15 protein-coding genes are annotated in these 13,872 nt (G+C 69.9%); 7 read left to right on the top strand and 8 right to left on the bottom strand.

The annotated features are described in order from the left end of the window. Window positions 1-13 precede the first annotated feature (13 nt). From erpA to aat, 3 genes are all read left to right on the top strand, one after another. Complete coding sequence (erpA, locus tag ASE25_RS10250; RefSeq protein ID WP_020145450.1) at window positions 14-391, top strand: iron-sulfur cluster insertion protein ErpA; 378 nt, start codon at window positions 14-16, stop codon at window positions 389-391. A gap of 196 nt (window positions 392-587) precedes the next feature. Beyond that, window positions 588-1,574 (top strand): carbohydrate kinase family protein, encoded by a 987-nt coding sequence (locus ASE25_RS10255; RefSeq protein ID WP_056781149.1) that lies wholly within the window; start codon window positions 588-590, stop codon window positions 1,572-1,574. A 73-nt stretch (window positions 1,575-1,647) separates the two neighbouring features. Then, window positions 1,648-2,322 (top strand): leucyl/phenylalanyl-tRNA--protein transferase, encoded by a 675-nt coding sequence (gene aat / locus ASE25_RS10260; protein ID WP_056781146.1) that lies wholly within the window; start codon window positions 1,648-1,650, stop codon window positions 2,320-2,322. On the opposite strand, the gene ASE25_RS10265 is transcribed toward aat, so the two are convergent. Together ASE25_RS10265 and ASE25_RS10270 are read right to left on the bottom strand one after the other, a co-directional pair. After that, entirely contained in the window at window positions 2,291-2,548 is a 258-nt protein-coding gene (locus ASE25_RS10265) for a sulfurtransferase TusA family protein (RefSeq protein ID WP_056781144.1), read from the bottom strand. The two genes, aat and ASE25_RS10265, sit on opposite strands and share 32 nt — an antisense overlap. After that, window positions 2,545-3,783: a cysteine desulfurase family protein gene (locus ASE25_RS10270; RefSeq protein WP_082620083.1), complete on the bottom strand. Its 1,239-nt coding sequence runs from the start codon at window positions 3,781-3,783 to the stop codon at window positions 2,545-2,547. The genes ASE25_RS10265 and ASE25_RS10270 overlap by 4 nt, the downstream gene beginning before the upstream one ends. Before the next feature lie 249 nt (window positions 3,784-4,032). Between ASE25_RS10270 and coxB the strand changes: the two genes are divergently transcribed. Genes coxB through ASE25_RS10285 form a run of 3 tightly spaced genes read left to right on the top strand, consistent with a single transcriptional unit; the run spans window position 4,033 to window position 7,114 of the window. Continuing rightward, window positions 4,033-4,938, top strand: a complete 906-nt coding sequence (gene coxB / locus ASE25_RS10275) for a cytochrome c oxidase subunit II (RefSeq protein ID WP_056781141.1) — start codon at window positions 4,033-4,035, stop codon at window positions 4,936-4,938. Next, a complete protein-coding gene (gene ctaD, locus ASE25_RS10280; RefSeq protein WP_200959053.1) occupies window positions 4,938-6,707 on the top strand; it encodes a cytochrome c oxidase subunit I in 1,770 nt (589 codons plus the stop codon). Before coxB ends, ctaD begins: the two co-directional genes overlap by 1 nt. Window positions 6,708-6,712: 5 nt before the next feature. Next, window positions 6,713-7,114 carry a cytochrome c oxidase subunit 4 gene (locus ASE25_RS10285; RefSeq protein WP_056781137.1) on the top strand — a complete coding sequence of 134 codons (402 nt, stop codon included), beginning with the start codon at window positions 6,713-6,715 and terminating at the stop codon, window positions 7,112-7,114. Between the two features lie 447 nt (window positions 7,115-7,561). Here ASE25_RS10285 and ASE25_RS10290 read toward each other — a convergent pair whose 3' ends face one another. From ASE25_RS10290 to ASE25_RS10315, 6 genes are all read right to left on the bottom strand, one after another. Continuing rightward, window positions 7,562-7,912 (bottom strand): metallopeptidase family protein, encoded by a 351-nt coding sequence (locus ASE25_RS10290; RefSeq protein WP_056781133.1) that lies wholly within the window; start codon window positions 7,910-7,912, stop codon window positions 7,562-7,564. Window positions 7,913-7,990: 78 nt separating this feature from the next. Continuing rightward, window positions 7,991-8,554 (bottom strand): DUF2231 domain-containing protein, encoded by a 564-nt coding sequence (locus ASE25_RS10295; RefSeq protein ID WP_056825176.1) that lies wholly within the window; start codon window positions 8,552-8,554, stop codon window positions 7,991-7,993. 178 nt (window positions 8,555-8,732) lie between these two features. Further along, a complete protein-coding gene (locus tag ASE25_RS10300) occupies window positions 8,733-10,496 on the bottom strand; it encodes a ubiquinol-cytochrome c reductase cytochrome b subunit (RefSeq protein ID WP_056781126.1) in 1,764 nt (587 codons plus the stop codon). Next, complete coding sequence (locus tag ASE25_RS10305; RefSeq protein ID WP_056781123.1) at window positions 10,493-11,602, bottom strand: ubiquinol-cytochrome c reductase iron-sulfur subunit; 1,110 nt, start codon at window positions 11,600-11,602, stop codon at window positions 10,493-10,495. The genes ASE25_RS10300 and ASE25_RS10305 overlap by 4 nt, the downstream gene beginning before the upstream one ends. Window positions 11,603-11,651: 49 nt before the next feature. Beyond that, window positions 11,652-12,461 carry a c-type cytochrome gene (locus ASE25_RS10310; RefSeq protein WP_056781121.1) on the bottom strand — a complete coding sequence of 270 codons (810 nt, stop codon included), beginning with the start codon at window positions 12,459-12,461 and terminating at the stop codon, window positions 11,652-11,654. Between the two features lie 61 nt (window positions 12,462-12,522). Further along, on the bottom strand, window positions 12,523-13,185 hold the full coding sequence (locus ASE25_RS10315) for a heme-copper oxidase subunit III (protein ID WP_081633962.1): 663 nt from the start codon (window positions 13,183-13,185) through the stop codon (window positions 12,523-12,525). Window positions 13,186-13,399: 214 nt separating this feature from the next. Between ASE25_RS10315 and ASE25_RS10320 the strand changes: the two genes are divergently transcribed. Then, the gene (locus ASE25_RS10320) at window positions 13,400-13,870 is read left to right on the top strand and encodes a response regulator transcription factor (protein WP_056781286.1); all 471 of its coding nucleotides are present in this window, start codon (window positions 13,400-13,402) and stop codon (window positions 13,868-13,870) included. The last annotated feature ends 2 nt before the right edge of the window (window positions 13,871-13,872 follow it).

Below are 13,872 nucleotides of genomic sequence, written 5' to 3' on the forward strand. Positions count from 1 at the left end.
GAAGGACCAACACATGAGTGTCGAGACGAACGCATCTCCCGCCGAGGTTCAGACCGAGGCTCCCGCCCACGGTGTCGTCCTGACGGACGTCGCGGCCACGAAGGTCAAGAGCCTGCTCGAGCAGGAGGGTCGTGACGACCTCCGCCTGCGCGTCGGTGTCCAGCCCGGCGGATGCTCGGGCCTGATCTACCAGCTCTACTTCGACGAGCGCAGCCTCGACGGTGACCTCGTCCGCGACTTCGACGGTGTCGAGGTCGTCGTCGACCGCATGAGCTCCCCCTACCTCGAGGGCGCCACGATCGACTTCGCCGACACCATCGAGAAGCAGGGCTTCACCATCGACAACCCCAACGCGGGCAGCAGCTGCGCCTGCGGCGACTCCTTCAGCTGAGCCGCCCGCGCCACGGCGCACGCCGCACCGCACGTCCGAAGGGCCCGACCGTCACGGTCGGGCCCTTCGCCGTCGGCGGGCGTCATCGGGCCGGTGTCGAGCCGTCACCGGGCCGGCGTCGGGCCGTCACCGGGCCGTCACCGGGCCGGCGTCGGGCCGGCGTCGGTGGGGCAGCGATCCCGGGTAGGTTCGTGCTGTGCAGATCGCCATCACCGGTTCCATCGCCACCGACCACCTCATGACCTTCGACGGACTCTTCGCCGACTCGCTCGTCGTCGAGCAGCTCGACAAGATCTCCCTGTCGTTCCTCACCTCGGACCTGCAGGTCCGCCGGGGCGGGGTCGCCGCGAACATCGCGTTCGGCATGGCCAACCTCGGTCAGCGTCCGCTGCTCGTCGGCGCGGTCGGCGAGGACTTCACCGACTACCGCAGCTGGCTCGAGCGCCACGGCGTCGACTGCGGCGCGGTGCACTACTCCGAGTCCCAGCACACGGCGCGCTTCATCTGCACGACCGACCGCGACATGGCCCAGATCGCGACGTTCTACGCGGGGGCCATGACCGAGGCGCGCGACATCGAGCTCGCGCCGGTCGCCCAGCGGGTCGGCGGCCTCGACCTCGTCGTCGTGGGCGCCAACGACCCGGAGGCGATGCTGCGCCATTCGGACGAGTGCCGCTCGCGCGGCATCCCGTTCGCGGCCGACCCCTCGCAGCAGCTCGCGTTCTGCGACGGGCCGACCATCGCACGCCTCATCGACGGGGCCGAGTACCTCTTCACCAACGAGTACGAGAGCCACCTCGCCTGCCAGAAGACCGGTTGGAGCGAGGACGAGCTCGCCGACCGCGTCCGGGTGCAGGTCAAGACCCGCGGCAAGGACGGCGTCACCGTCCGCGTGCGCGGCGAGGAGCCCGTCGAGGTGGGGATCGCCCGCGAGGTGCGCAAGGCCGACCCGACCGGCGTCGGCGACGCCTTCCGGGCCGGCTACCTCACCGGTCTCGCGGCGGGTCTGCCGGTCCGGCGCTGCGCCGAGCTCGGCTCGATGCTCGCCACCTACGTCATCGAGACGGTCGGCACCCAGGAGTACGCCCTGGGCAAGGAGCGCTTCCTCGAGCGGCTCGCCGGGGCGTACGGCGCCGAGTCCGCCGACGAGATCGCGCCCCACATCACCTGTCCACGGCCATGACGCCGCCGGCCCGGCGCTGACGGTCATCGCGAGCCGCTGAGCAGCCCACCCCCACGAGAGCCGGAGCCCGTCAGTGCCCACGCCGCCGCCGTCCACCCCCTGGGACTTCGCGCTCGACCGCGTCCCCGCGGGCGAGGACCTCATCGGCATCGGCGCCGACCTCGACGTCGCGACGCTCTTCGAGGCCTACTCCGTCGGCGTGTTCCCCATGGGGATCGGCGACCACGGCGCCGAGCCGATCGGGTGGTGGTCACCGGACCCCCGCGGCATCCTGCGGCCGCGCGAGCTGCGCGTCAGCCGGTCGCTGCGCAAGGCCGTGGCCCGGTTCGAGGTGCGCGTCGACTCCGACTTCCGCGGGGTCGTCGAGGCCTGCGCGGCGCCGGACCGGGACGGTCGCTGGATCACCCCCGAGATCGTCGACGCCTACGTCGAGCTCCACGACGCCGGGTGGGCCCACTCGGTCGAGACGTGGCAGGACGGCGAGCTCGTCGGCGGCCTCTACGGCGTCGCCATCGGCGGACTCTTCGCGGGCGAGTCGATGTTCCACCACGAGCGTGACGCCTCGAAGGTCGCCCTCGTCGGTCTGCGCGACCTGCTCATCGCCGACGGGGACCCCCGCCGCCTCGTCGACGTCCAGTGGCAGACGCCGCACCTGGCCACGCTCGGCGTGCGCGAGGTCCCGCGCGACGAGTACCTCGCGATCCTGCCGACCGTGCTCAACGCGCCGCTCCCGGCCCGCTGGGCCTGACCACCTCGACGAGGTATGCCGTGTGGTCGCCCTCCGCACGCGCCTCGACGAAGCGGTGGCCCCGCATCCGGCACCAGGCCGGGACGTCGTGGGCGGCGGCCGGGTCGGTCGCCAGGACCGTGACGGTCGCGAGGTCCGGCCGGTCGCGGACGAGGCGGGCGAGGCGGATGACGGGCAGGGGGCAGCGTTCGCCGCGCGCGTCGACGACGCTCGGGTCGTCGGTCACAGGTCACCGACCCCGAGCTGGTCGCGCACGGCGCGGACGGTCGGAGCGAGGGCGGCCGTGAAGACGCTGACGTCGTCGGCGAGGGCGGGGGAGACCGCGGGCAAAGGCAGGGTGACGCGCACGTTGCCGTGGGTCAGGACCCCCATCGCCGCGAGCACGTGGCTCGGCTCCAGCGTGCTCGACGTGCAGGCCGACCCGCTCGCCACCGCGAAGCCGGCGGCGTCGAAGGCCCCGACGACGGCCTCCCCGTCGACGTAGAGGCTGGAGAAGGTGACGACGTGGGGGAGCCGGTCGTCCGGGTCCCCGACGACCTCGGTGTCGGGCACCGCGGAGGCGGCGCGGCGGATGTCGTCGACGAGCGCGCGCGTCACCTGTGTGTCCGCGGCACGGGTGGCCGTCGTCTGCTGCCACGCCTCGGCCGCGGCGAGGGCCAGCGGCACCCACGGCGTGACGTCCGCACGGCCGTGCTCGACGTCGGCGCGGGCCTCGGACCAGTGCCAGCGCACGCCCTCGCGGACGACGAGCACACCGAGCGGTGGTCCGCCCCACGACCGTGCGTCACCGACGAGGACGTCCCAGTCCGCAGACACGTCGTCGCGTCCGAGGGACGCCGTGGCGTCGACCACGAGGGGTGTGCCGTGGGCCGCGGCGGCATCACGGGCCGCCCCGAGAGGCTGGCGCGTGCCCACCTCGCCGTTCGCGCTCTGCAACGCCGCCACGACGGTGCCGGGGACCGCGAGGGCGCTCCGCCACGCGTCGAGGTCGAGCCGCCCCAGGGGGTCGACCTCGACCTCCGCGAACAGGGACGCGTCGTCGGCCGCGGCCGCCCGCGCCCGTCCCGGGACGAGGACGGCGGAGTGCTCCACCGCGGAGGCCACGGTGCGCCCCCCACGCCGGCGGGCGGCATACGCCACCCCGTCGACGGCCCGGGCCAGCGCGGTCGGCCCGCTGGGCAGGAAGCTCACCTCGGTGGGTCGCACCCCCAGACCGGCGGCGACGATCTCGCGGGAGCGGTCGAGCAGGGCCCGGGCCCGGCGCCCCTCGGCGTGCAGGCGGGCGGGGTCGGCCCAGCCGACCTCGATCGCGGCCTGCAGGGTGTCGCGTGCGACGGGGTGGAGCGGGCCGGACGAGGCGTCGAGCAGCCGCCGCACGCCCGGTGACCGGCTCGACCGGGGCGTCGCCACCGGTGCCGGCTCGCGGTCGTGCTGACGGTCGTCGGGGAGCCCGCCGGACACCCGCTGGGAGCCTCCGGAAGGGGCGGACGGACGGGGTCCAACGTTCGTGCCCGGATCGTGACTGACCACTCCGCAACGTTAGCCGCCCCCTGCGGACAGCGTGACAAGAGGGACGGTAGGGTTGCGCCGTGGGCCTTGGTGCCCAGACGGTTTGACGTGAACACGTTCGACGCGCGCCCTGCGCGCCCACGTACGGAACGAAAGGTGCACCTGGTGCCTGAGCACGAAGACACCCCAGCGGCAACGCCGGTGGTGACGACGGTGGTGGGGGAGACCGGGCGGCGACGCACCGGGCGGCGACGCACCGGGCTGCGCCTCGCCGGGATCGCCGGCCTCGCCGCACTGGCCCTCAGCGGTTGCCAGGGACAGGTGTCCAACGGATACCTGCCCCCGGTGGTCTCCGACAGCGGCCAGCGGGTCACCGACCTGTGGATCGGCAGTTGGATCGCCGTCCTCCTGGTGGGGGCCCTCACGTGGGGCCTGATGCTCTACGCCGCCATCCGCTTCCGCAAGCGCAAGGGCGACGAGACGCTTCCCGTCCAGCTGCGCTACAACGTGCCGATGGAGATGCTCTACACGGTCATCCCCGTCTTCATGGTGGCCGTCTTCTTCTACTACACCGCGCGTGACGAGGCCAGGCTCGTCGACACGAGCACGAAGAAGGACCTCACGGTCAGCGTCGTCGCGAAGCAGTGGAGCTGGGACTTCAACTACGTCGACTCCAACGTCCACGAGACCGGAGTCCACACCGAGCTCGACGGCACCGAGGGCAAGCGCGCGCAGATGCCCGTGCTCTACCTGCCGGTCAACAAGCGCGTCGAGTTCGTCCTCAACGCCCGCGACGTCATCCACAGCTTCTGGGTGCCGGCGTTCATGATGAAGATGGACATGCTCCCGGGCAAGACGAACAAGTTCCAGCTGACGCCCACGCAGGTCGGCACGTTCCAGGGCAAGTGCGCCGAGCTCTGTGGCGCCTACCACTCGCAGATGCTCTTCATGGTCAAGGTCGTCCCGCAGGCCGAGTACGACCAGGAGATGGCCCACCTCAAGGCCATCGGCCAGGAGGGCCTCATCCCGGTCGACGTGAGCCGCGAGAAGATGGTCCAGGCCGACATCGACAAGATCCCCGCACCGGCTCGCACTGGGAGCAACTGATGACCTCCGCAACGTACAACCGCGAGGCGCAGGCCCCGAGCATGACGGCCGCGGCCCGCCCGCGCCTGGCCAAGGGCCAGACCTTCGTCAAGTGGGTGACGACGACCGACCACAAGGTCATCGGCAACCTCTACTTCATCACGTCGTTCATCTTCTTCCTGCTCGGCGGCCTCATGGCTCTGCTCATCCGCGCCGAGCTCATGGCCCCCGGCCTGCAGATCGTGGACAACCCCGAGCAGTACAACCAGCTCTTCACGATGCACGGCACGATCATGCTGCTGCTCTTCGCCACGCCGCTCTTCGCCGGCTTCGCCAACGCCGTCATGCCGCTGCAGATCGGTGCGCCCGACGTCGCGTTCCCGCGCCTCAACATGTTCGCGTACTGGCTCTACCTCTTCGGTGGCCTCATCGCGTCCATCGGCTTCCTGACGCCCCAGGGTGCTGCCGCGTTCGGCTGGTTCGCCTACGCGCCGTTGTCCGACGTCAGCTACTCGCCCGGTGTCGGCGGTGACCTGTGGGTCTTCGGTCTCGCGCTCGCTGGTTTCGGCACGATCCTCGGTGCCGTCAACTTCATCACGACGATCATCTGCCTCCGCGCGCCCGGCATGACGATGTTCCGCATGCCGATCTTCACGTGGACCGTGCTCATCACCTCGCTGCTCGCGATCCTCGTGTTCCCGATCCTCGCGGCTGCCCTCTTCGCCCTCGGCGGTGACCGGCGCTTCGGGATGCACATCTTCGACGCCGAGAACGGTGGGGCCATGCTCTGGCAGCACCTGTTCTGGTTCTTCGGGCACCCGGAGGTCTACATCATCGCGCTGCCGTTCTTCGGCATCATCAGCGAGGTCCTGCCGGTCTTCTCGCGCAAGCCGATCTTCGGCTACAAGACCCTCGTCTTCGCCACGATCGCCATCGCGGCCCTGTCGGCGAGCGTCTGGGCGCACCACATGTACGTCACCGGACAGGTGCTCCTTCCGTTCTTCGCGGTCATGACGATGCTGATCGCCGTGCCGACCGGCGTGAAGTTCTTCAACTGGATCGGCACCATGTGGGGCGGCAAGGTCGTCATGGCCACGCCGATGCTGTGGGCGATGGGCTTCCTCGTCACGTTCCTCTTCGGCGGTCTGACCGGCATCATCCTGTCCAGCCCGGCGCTCGACTTCCACCTGTCCGACAGCTACTTCGTCGTCGCGCACTTCCACTACACCGTCTTCGGCACGGTGGTGTTCGCGATGTTCGCCGGCTACTACTTCTGGTGGCCCAAGCTCACCGGTCGGATGCTCGACGAGACGCTCGGCAAGATCCACTTCTGGATGCTCTTCATCGGCTTCCACATGACGTTCCTCATCCAGCACTGGCTCGGTGTCGAGGGCATGGCCCGTCGCTACGCCGACTACCTGCCGGAAGAGGGCTTCCAGCTCGCGAACATCGTCTCGAGCCTGGGCGCGTTCCTGCTCGGTGCCTCGATGATCCCGTTCGTCTACAACGTCTGGAAGACGTGGCGCACGGCGCCGCTCGTCGAGTCCGACGACCCGTGGGGCTACGGCGCGTCGCTCGAGTGGGCCACCTCGTGCCCGCCGCCCCGCCACAACTTCACGTCGCTGCCTCGCATCCGGTCCGAGCGCCCCGCGTTCGACCTGCACCACCCCGAGTCCGCAACGGGTGTCGCGCCCGTCGCCGACCAGGGCACCCTCGTCCAGGTCATGGGCCCGGCCGACGTGGCCGGCTCCGAGAAGGCCACCGCCAGCACCCAGAAGCGTGAGGACTGATCCCGATGCGCGTCGAGACCAAGCTCTTCCTCTACCTGTTCGTCTTCTTCGTCCCCGTCGTGCTCATGTACGGCTTCTGGTCCAAGTGGGAGGAGCCGATCGGCGTCACGGCGCTGATCCTCACCGCACTGCTGTTCGCGCTCACCGGCTTCTACCTCTGGATGACCGGCAAGAAGCTGCCGCTGCGCCCCGAGGACAACGCCGCCGGTGAGATCGAGGACGCCGAGGGCAACTACGGCTACTTCGTCGCCAGCTCCTGGACGCCCCTGTGGCTCGCCGGCTCCGGCGCCATCATGTTCGCCGGCCTCGCGATCGGCTGGTGGCTCTTCATCATCGGCGCCGTCTTCGCGGTCGTCGCGGTGTGCCTGTGGGTCTTCGAGTCCTTCTCGGGCGAGTACTCCATCTGATCTCGAGCCTGACGTCGCAAGGGCCCCGGTCGCCGACCGGGGCCCTTCGTCGTGGTCGGCCGGAGCTCGTCGGGTCGACGAGCCTCCACGCCGGACGTACGACGTGCTGCGGAGATGACGTCGTCGCCCGACCCTGACGACGGGGCCTCCGGGCCCGGACAGCGCGAAGGGGAAGGCCGTGGCCTTCCCCTTCGATCCGACCCTGACCTTCACGGCCCGAGCGGCTCGCAGTGCGATCGTGTGGGAGAGAACATCTGACGCACCTCCATCCGATCGGTTGAACGGTTCCTCGACGGTATCCCCGGCAGGCTGCGACGACAAGGGGCGCTCGGGGTGGACCGGACAAAACTGTCCCGCGTGCGAGACGTCGCGCGGCGCGACGCCGCAGGTGGCCGCGCTGTGGCCCAACTGTGGCCCGCTGTGGCCCGCTGTGGCCCGGTGCGGAGCTCAGCCCCAGCCCAGCTCGTGGAGATGGTCGTCGTCGATGCCGAAGTGGTGGGCCACCTCGTGCACGACGGTGATGGCGATCTCCTCGCGCAGCGTGGCGGCGGTGTCGCACATCCGCTCCAGGGGGCCCTGGAAGATCGTGATGCGGTCAGGGAGCGAGCCAGCGTCCCACCAGCCGTCCCGCTCGGTCAGCGGGGTCCCGTCGTAGACGCCGAGCAGCTCGGGGTCATCGGGCGGGGGCTCCTGCTCGACGAGGACCACGACGTTGTCCATCGCGCGGGCGAGCTCCTCGGGGATCGAGTCGAGGGCGTCCCCGACCGCCTCCTCGAACTCGGCCTCGGACAGGTGCATGGGCCGAGTCTGTCACGCGGGCCGAACGGCCCCGAGGGGTGGCCGTGGCCCGCTGCTGCGCGGAGCACGGCTGCGTCCTCAGTTGCCGTCGTCGCCGCCGACCGGCGCCGGGGTCTGGGACACGGAGTCGGACCAGGCGGCCTGCGCGCCGCTGTGGCCGATGCGCACGACCTGCACGGTCGTCCCGAGGGCCGCCACGAGGCCGACGACCGCGCCGGCGACGAGGAGCCAGCGCGGCACGAGCGAGGTGCGGGCGGGCGTCTCGTCGGTCGGGTCTGCGGCCGAGGCGCTCGGCGCGACGGTGGACACGGCCCGACGCTCCCGGCGGGCCACGACGAAGAGCAGGGCCGCCGCGACGGCGAGTCCGATGACCCACGGAAGCAACCCCTCGGCGAGCTGTGAGTGCGTCTCGATGAGGTCGCTGTGCTCCACGTGTCGTTCGAGGGACTCACCCGACTCGGTCGACAGGGGAGTGAGCACCACCGCGAGGACGGACAGCGCGAGCGGCATCCAGGCGGCCCACCGACGGAAGCGCGGCCACACGGCGGAGAGCAGCACCGTGACGGCGGCGGCCGGAACGACGACGGTCGTCGCGTGGACGATGAGGGGATGGACGGGGAGGCCGAAGATCGTGTCGAGCATGGAACCTGCCTGTCGTTGGGGGGACGGGGGTACGGCCGTGCGCCCAGATGCTCTCGACGACATCTCAGAAAGTTCTCATAACCGACATCTCGGGTCACGATGCGTCGCCGGACGCCGAGAGGGACCTCCCGCACCGGGAGGTCCCTCTCGTGTCGGTGTCGCCAGAGGCGACCAGGCGTCAGCCGTGCTGCTTGTCGGCCTTGATCGTCTCGCGCTCCTGGCCGGCCCCTGCGGGCTCGATGGCCTCGTGCCCGCCGTCGGGCGCAGCCGCGTGGTCCTCGTGCTCGTGGTGGGCCGCCTCGAGCTCGGACGGGGTGGCCGGGGCGACGCGGTCGCGGAAGTAGAAGTTCGAGAACTTCGCCCGCAGGCGCTCCTTGCCGGCGATGGGGCTGTCGACGCCGTTGGCGTCCTTGCCCGCCGTGAGCTCGAGCGGCTCGTGGGACTCGTGCTGGACCAGGGCCCAGCGCTCGTCGGGGGTGAGCGGAGCGTGGATCTCCTCGAAGCGACCGTCGGCGTGCCGCCAGATCGTGCCCGTCTCACGACCGTGGAGGACCTTCTGGCGGTCGGCGCGCTGCAGGCTGAGGCAGATGCGCTTGGTGATCCAGAAGGCGACCGGCGGCGCGACGAAGAAGAGCACGCGCAGCGTCTGCGTGATGTCGTTGATCGACAGGTGCAGCTTGATCGCCATGAGGTCGTTGCCGGCAGCGAGGAAGAGCACGACGTACATCGAGATGCCGGCGATGCCGATGGCGGTGCGCGTCGGCGCGTTGCGCGGGCGGTCGAGCAGGTGGTGCTCGCGCTTGTCACCGGTCACCCACGACTCGACGAAGGGGTAGACGCCGATGATGGTCCACATGAGCGGCAGCAGGATGAGCGAGCCCGGGAAGATGTTCATGCTCCACGTGAAGCCGAACGTCTCGAACTCGAGGAAGCCGGGCAGCAGTCGCAGCGCACCGTCGGCGAAGCCCATGTACCAGTCGGGCTGGGAGCCCGCGGTGATGGGGGAGGGGTCGTACGGACCGTAGGCCCAGATCGGGTTGATCGTCACGACCGCCGAGATGAGGGCGATGACGCCGAAGACGATGAAGAAGAAGCCACCGGCCTTGGCGATGTACACCGGCAGGAGCGGGTAGCCGACGACGTTCTTGTTGGTGCGGCCCGGTCCGGGGAACTGCGTGTGCTTGTGCAGGAAGACGAGCAGGATGTGCGCCGTGAAGAGGCCCACGAGGATGGCCGGGATGAGCAGCACGTGCGCCGAGTAGAGGCGCGGGATGATCGCCTCGCCGGGGAACGCGCCTCCGAAGATGAAGTACGACAGGTAGGAGCCGATGACCGGCGCCGACTGGATGAAGCCGTTCATGGCGCGGATGCCGGTGCCCGAGAGCAGGTCGTCGGGGAGCGAGTAGCCCGCGAAGCCCTCGATGCACGCCAGCAGCGACAGGATGGTGCCGAAGACCCAGTTGATCTCACGCGGCTTGCGGAAGGCGCCGGTGAAGAAGACGCGCGCCATGTGGACGAAGACCGACACGACGAAGATCAGGGCGGCCCAGTGGTGGATCTGACGGATGAGCAGACCGCCGCGGATGTCGAAGGAGATCCCGAGCGTCGAACGGTAGGCGTCCGACATCGTCACGCCCTGGAGCGGGACGTAGGAGCCGTCGTAGACGACCTGGCTGGCGCTGGGCACGAACCAGAAGGTGAGGAACGCACCGGTCAGCAGACAGACGATCATCGAGTACATCGCGATCTCGCCGAGCATGAACGACCAGTGGTCGGGGAAGACCTTCTTGGCGAGGAAGGAGACACCCTTCGCACCGCCGAGGCGGTCGTCCATCCAGCCGGCGATGCCGCCGAGCGGCTTGGTGGCGGACGCGCGCTCGTCGGCCTGGCGGTCGCCGGCGCGGAGTGCGTCCGCGGGACGAGTCTCGTTGATGGTGCTCATCGCGCACGCTCCCAGAAGCTCGGTCCCACGGGCTCTGCGAAGCCTGCGGGGGCGACGAGGTAGCCCGCGTCGTCGACGGTGATCTTGAGTTGCGGCAGCGGCCGCTTGGCCGGGCCGAAGATGACGGCGCAGTCCTCGGTGAGGTCGAAGGTCGACTGGTGGCACGGGCAGAGCAGGTGGTGCGTCTGCTGCTCGTACAGGCCGACCGCGCAGCCCACGTGGGTGCAGATCTTGGAGTAGGCGACGACGCCGTCGACGCCCCAGTCCTTGGCCTTCTGCACCTTGATCAGGTCGGGGTCGAGGCGGATCAGGATGACCGCCGCCTTGGCCTTGGCCTCGAGGACGTGCTTGCCCTCGTCGATGTACTTCTGGAGTGTCTCGGGCATCACGTGGAAGACCGAGCCGGACGTGACCTCGTCGAAGCGGATCGGCGTCATCTCCGGGTCACGCATGAGCCGGATCGGCTTGCCGCCGTTGTCCTTCGGGTCCCAGATGGTGTGCTTGAGCTCCTCGACGTTGGTCGGGCCGAGCGAACCGGCGACCTGCAGGCCGAGGGGGAGGGCGAAGAGGCCGAGCGCCCCACCGAGGGAGTACTTCAGGAGCGGGCGGCGGTTGAGCTGCGTCGACGCGACGCCCTCGTTGACGACGGCGACGGCCTTGGCGCGCTGCTCGGTCGTCGAGGCCTGCTCGTGGCGCTCCTCGACGATCTCCTCGTCGGACATCAGCGTCTTGGCCCAGTGCACGGCGCCGATGCCGATGAGGAAGATGGCGAAGCCGAGCGACAGGCCGAGCACGACGTTCTGGGTCTTGGCGATCCCGATACCGGGGAAGAAGAAGGTCGCCTCGTCGGGGATGGCGAAGTAGCTGACCAAGAAGACGAGCGTGGCGAGCATCGACAGACCGAACATCGTCGCGACCTGGCGCTCGGCGCGCTTGGCCGCCGCGGGGTCGTCGTCGGCGGCGCGGTGCACGTGTGCCGGCAGACCGGGGTTCTCGAACTGGTCCACCCCCCTGATCAGCGACGCCGGGAGTCGCTCGGTTCCGGCGTCGGACGCCGGGACGAGGGACGTGCTGGTCCCGTGGTCCGTGGTGTCGTTCTCGTTCATCGGGTCGTGGTCCTGTCGTCGTTCGTGATCGAGGCGATGCAGCGCGGGCTCATGCTGCCTTCTTGCCGAGCCAGACGGCGCAGCCGATGAGGATGCCGAGCGCGAACACCCACGCGAAGAGCCCCTCGGACACCGGGCCGAGGTTGCCCAGCGTGAGGCCGCCGACGTTCGTCTCGTTCTCCTGCGCCTTGAGGTAGGAGATGACCTTCTGCTTCGCCTCGGGCGTGAGGTTCATGTCGTTGAAGACCGGCATCGACTGCGGCCCGGTCACCATCGCCTCGTAGATGTGCTTCGGCGTGGTGCCCTCGAGCGCCGGGGCGTACTTGCCGCGGGTCAGGGCGCCGCCCGCACCGGCGAAGTTGTGGCACATCGCGCAGTTGACGCGGAAGATCTGGCCACCCTCGGCGATGGCCTTGTTGTTCTCCGGCGTGCCGGGCTCGATGACCGTCGTGTACTTCTCCTCCGGGATCGCCGGGCCGGGGCCGAGCGAGGCGACGTAGGCCGCGAGGGCGGAGATCTGGGCGTCGTCGAACTTCACCTTGTTCTGGGGCGCCTGGACGTTCGGGCCGGCGAGCGGCATACGTCCGGTGCCGACCTGGAAGTCGACCGAGGCGGCGCCCACGCCGACGAGCGACGGGCCGGACTTCGTGCCCTGGGCACCGACGCCGTGGCAGGTGGCGCAGTTGGCGATGAAGAGGTCCTTGCCGTGGGCGACGTCGTCGGCGGCCGCCGTGGGAGCCGCCGCGTTGGCGTCCTTGGGGGCGAGGAAGGAGTAGGCGCCACCGGTCACGAGGAGGCCGAGCAGCAGCAGCACCGCGATCGCGGCGGGGTGTCGGCGTCGGGCGGCCAAGGCGTTCACTGTGGGTTCCTGTCGTCCATGGAGGTGGGGGTCGGGTGCAGCTGCGCGATCATGCCGGGGGTCAGCGCAGGATGTAGATGGTCGCGAAGAGCGCGATCCACACGACGTCGACGAAGTGCCAGTAGTACGACGTCACGACGGCGCCCGTGGCGTTGGCGTGCGTGTAGCGCCGCGTCGTGAAGGTGCGGGCGATGATGAGCAGGAAGGCGATGAGGCCGCCCGTCACGTGCAGACCGTGGAAGCCGGTCGCCATGTAGAAGACCGAGCCGTAGGCGTCGGAGCTCAGCGTGACGTTCTCGTGGACGAGCTCGGAGTACTCCATGACCTGGCCGGCGATGAAGAAGGCGCCGAAGAGGTACGTCAGGACGTACCACTCGCGCATGCCCCAGCCCTTGATGTCGAGGAGCTTGCCGGTGCGGGCCTTCTGGCCGCGCTCGGCCTTCCAGACGCCGAGCTGGCACCACACGGAGGAGATGACGAGCACGAGGCAGTTGACGCTCGCGAAGGGCAGGTTGAGCTTCTCGGTCTGCACCGCCCAGAGGTCACCGCGGACCGACCTGAGCTGGAAGTAGACCGCGAAGAGACCCGCGAAGAACATGAGTTCGCTGGAGAGCCACACGATGGTGCCGACGGCAACCATGTTGGGGCGGGTCGCCGGCCCGTGATGGGCCGGATTCGCTACTGCGCTTGAAGGAACTGCCGATGCTGTCGCCACGTTGGACATTATTCCCACATTCCTGTCCGGCTGTGCGAGGGACCCCCCGCTTCGGGGCCCTTTCTCGCGCGGGTGTAGAGGATTCGTGACCATTCCGACATGAACCCTGAACAGCCGTGTCGTGGGCCGTCCGGGACCACCCTCCCACGTCGGTCTGAGGCGTCGTCTCGCGGGTGGGGAGGTCGGTGCGGTCGGTCGCGACCCGCCCGGTAGCATCGGTCGCATGACCGCCTCGAACGACAGCGCAGCGCAGGGCACGTCCACCGACATCGCGACGACGACCGGCGCGCAGCGGCCGGTGGCGCGGGTCAGCGTCCTGCTCTACAGCGACGACATCACGACCCGTGACGCGGTGCGCGCGGCGGTCGGCCGTCGCCCCGCCAGGGACGTCGAGGTGGTCCGCTGGCACGAGTGCGCGACGGCCGACGCCGTGATCAGCTCGGTCGAGTCCGAGCGCTTCGACATCCTCGTCCTCGACGGCGAGGCCGCCAAGGTCGGCGGCCTGGGCCTGGCCAAGCAGCTCAAGAACGAGATCTTCGACTGTCCCCCGATCGTCGTGCTCACGGGCCGTCCGCAGGACAGCTGGCTCGCCGCCTGGTCCCAGGCCGACCTGGCGGTCCCGCACCCGCTCGACCCGATCGCGCTGACGTCGGCCATCGCCACGCTCGCGCGTTCGGGCGTGCCCACGGCCTGACG

The organism is Terrabacter sp. Root85 (assembly GCF_001429185.1).
In the GTDB taxonomy this organism is placed as follows: domain Bacteria; phylum Actinomycetota; class Actinomycetes; order Actinomycetales; family Dermatophilaceae; genus Terrabacter.

Bases quoted from the DNA above. Each gene is read 5' to 3' on its own strand.
- erpA (WP_020145450.1), top strand. From the start codon at position 14: ATGAGTGTCGAGACGAACGCATCTCCCGCCGAGGTTCAGACCGAGGCT.
- ASE25_RS10295 (WP_056825176.1), bottom strand. From the start codon at position 8,554: ATGCTCGACACGATCTTCGGCCTCCCCGTCCATCCCCTCATCGTCCAC.
- ctaD (WP_200959053.1), top strand. From the start codon at position 4,938: ATGACCTCCGCAACGTACAACCGCGAGGCGCAGGCCCCGAGCATGACG.
- ASE25_RS10305 (WP_056781123.1), bottom strand. From the start codon at position 11,602: ATGAACGAGAACGACACCACGGACCACGGGACCAGCACGTCCCTCGTC.
- ASE25_RS10285 (WP_056781137.1), top strand. From the start codon at position 6,713: ATGCGCGTCGAGACCAAGCTCTTCCTCTACCTGTTCGTCTTCTTCGTC.
- ASE25_RS10300 (WP_056781126.1), bottom strand. From the start codon at position 10,496: ATGAGCACCATCAACGAGACTCGTCCCGCGGACGCACTCCGCGCCGGC.
- ASE25_RS10320 (WP_056781286.1), top strand. From the start codon at position 13,400: ATGACCGCCTCGAACGACAGCGCAGCGCAGGGCACGTCCACCGACATC.
- ASE25_RS10290 (WP_056781133.1), bottom strand. From the start codon at position 7,912: ATGCACCTGTCCGAGGCCGAGTTCGAGGAGGCGGTCGGGGACGCCCTC.
- ASE25_RS10315 (WP_081633962.1), bottom strand. From the start codon at position 13,185: ATGTCCAACGTGGCGACAGCATCGGCAGTTCCTTCAAGCGCAGTAGCG.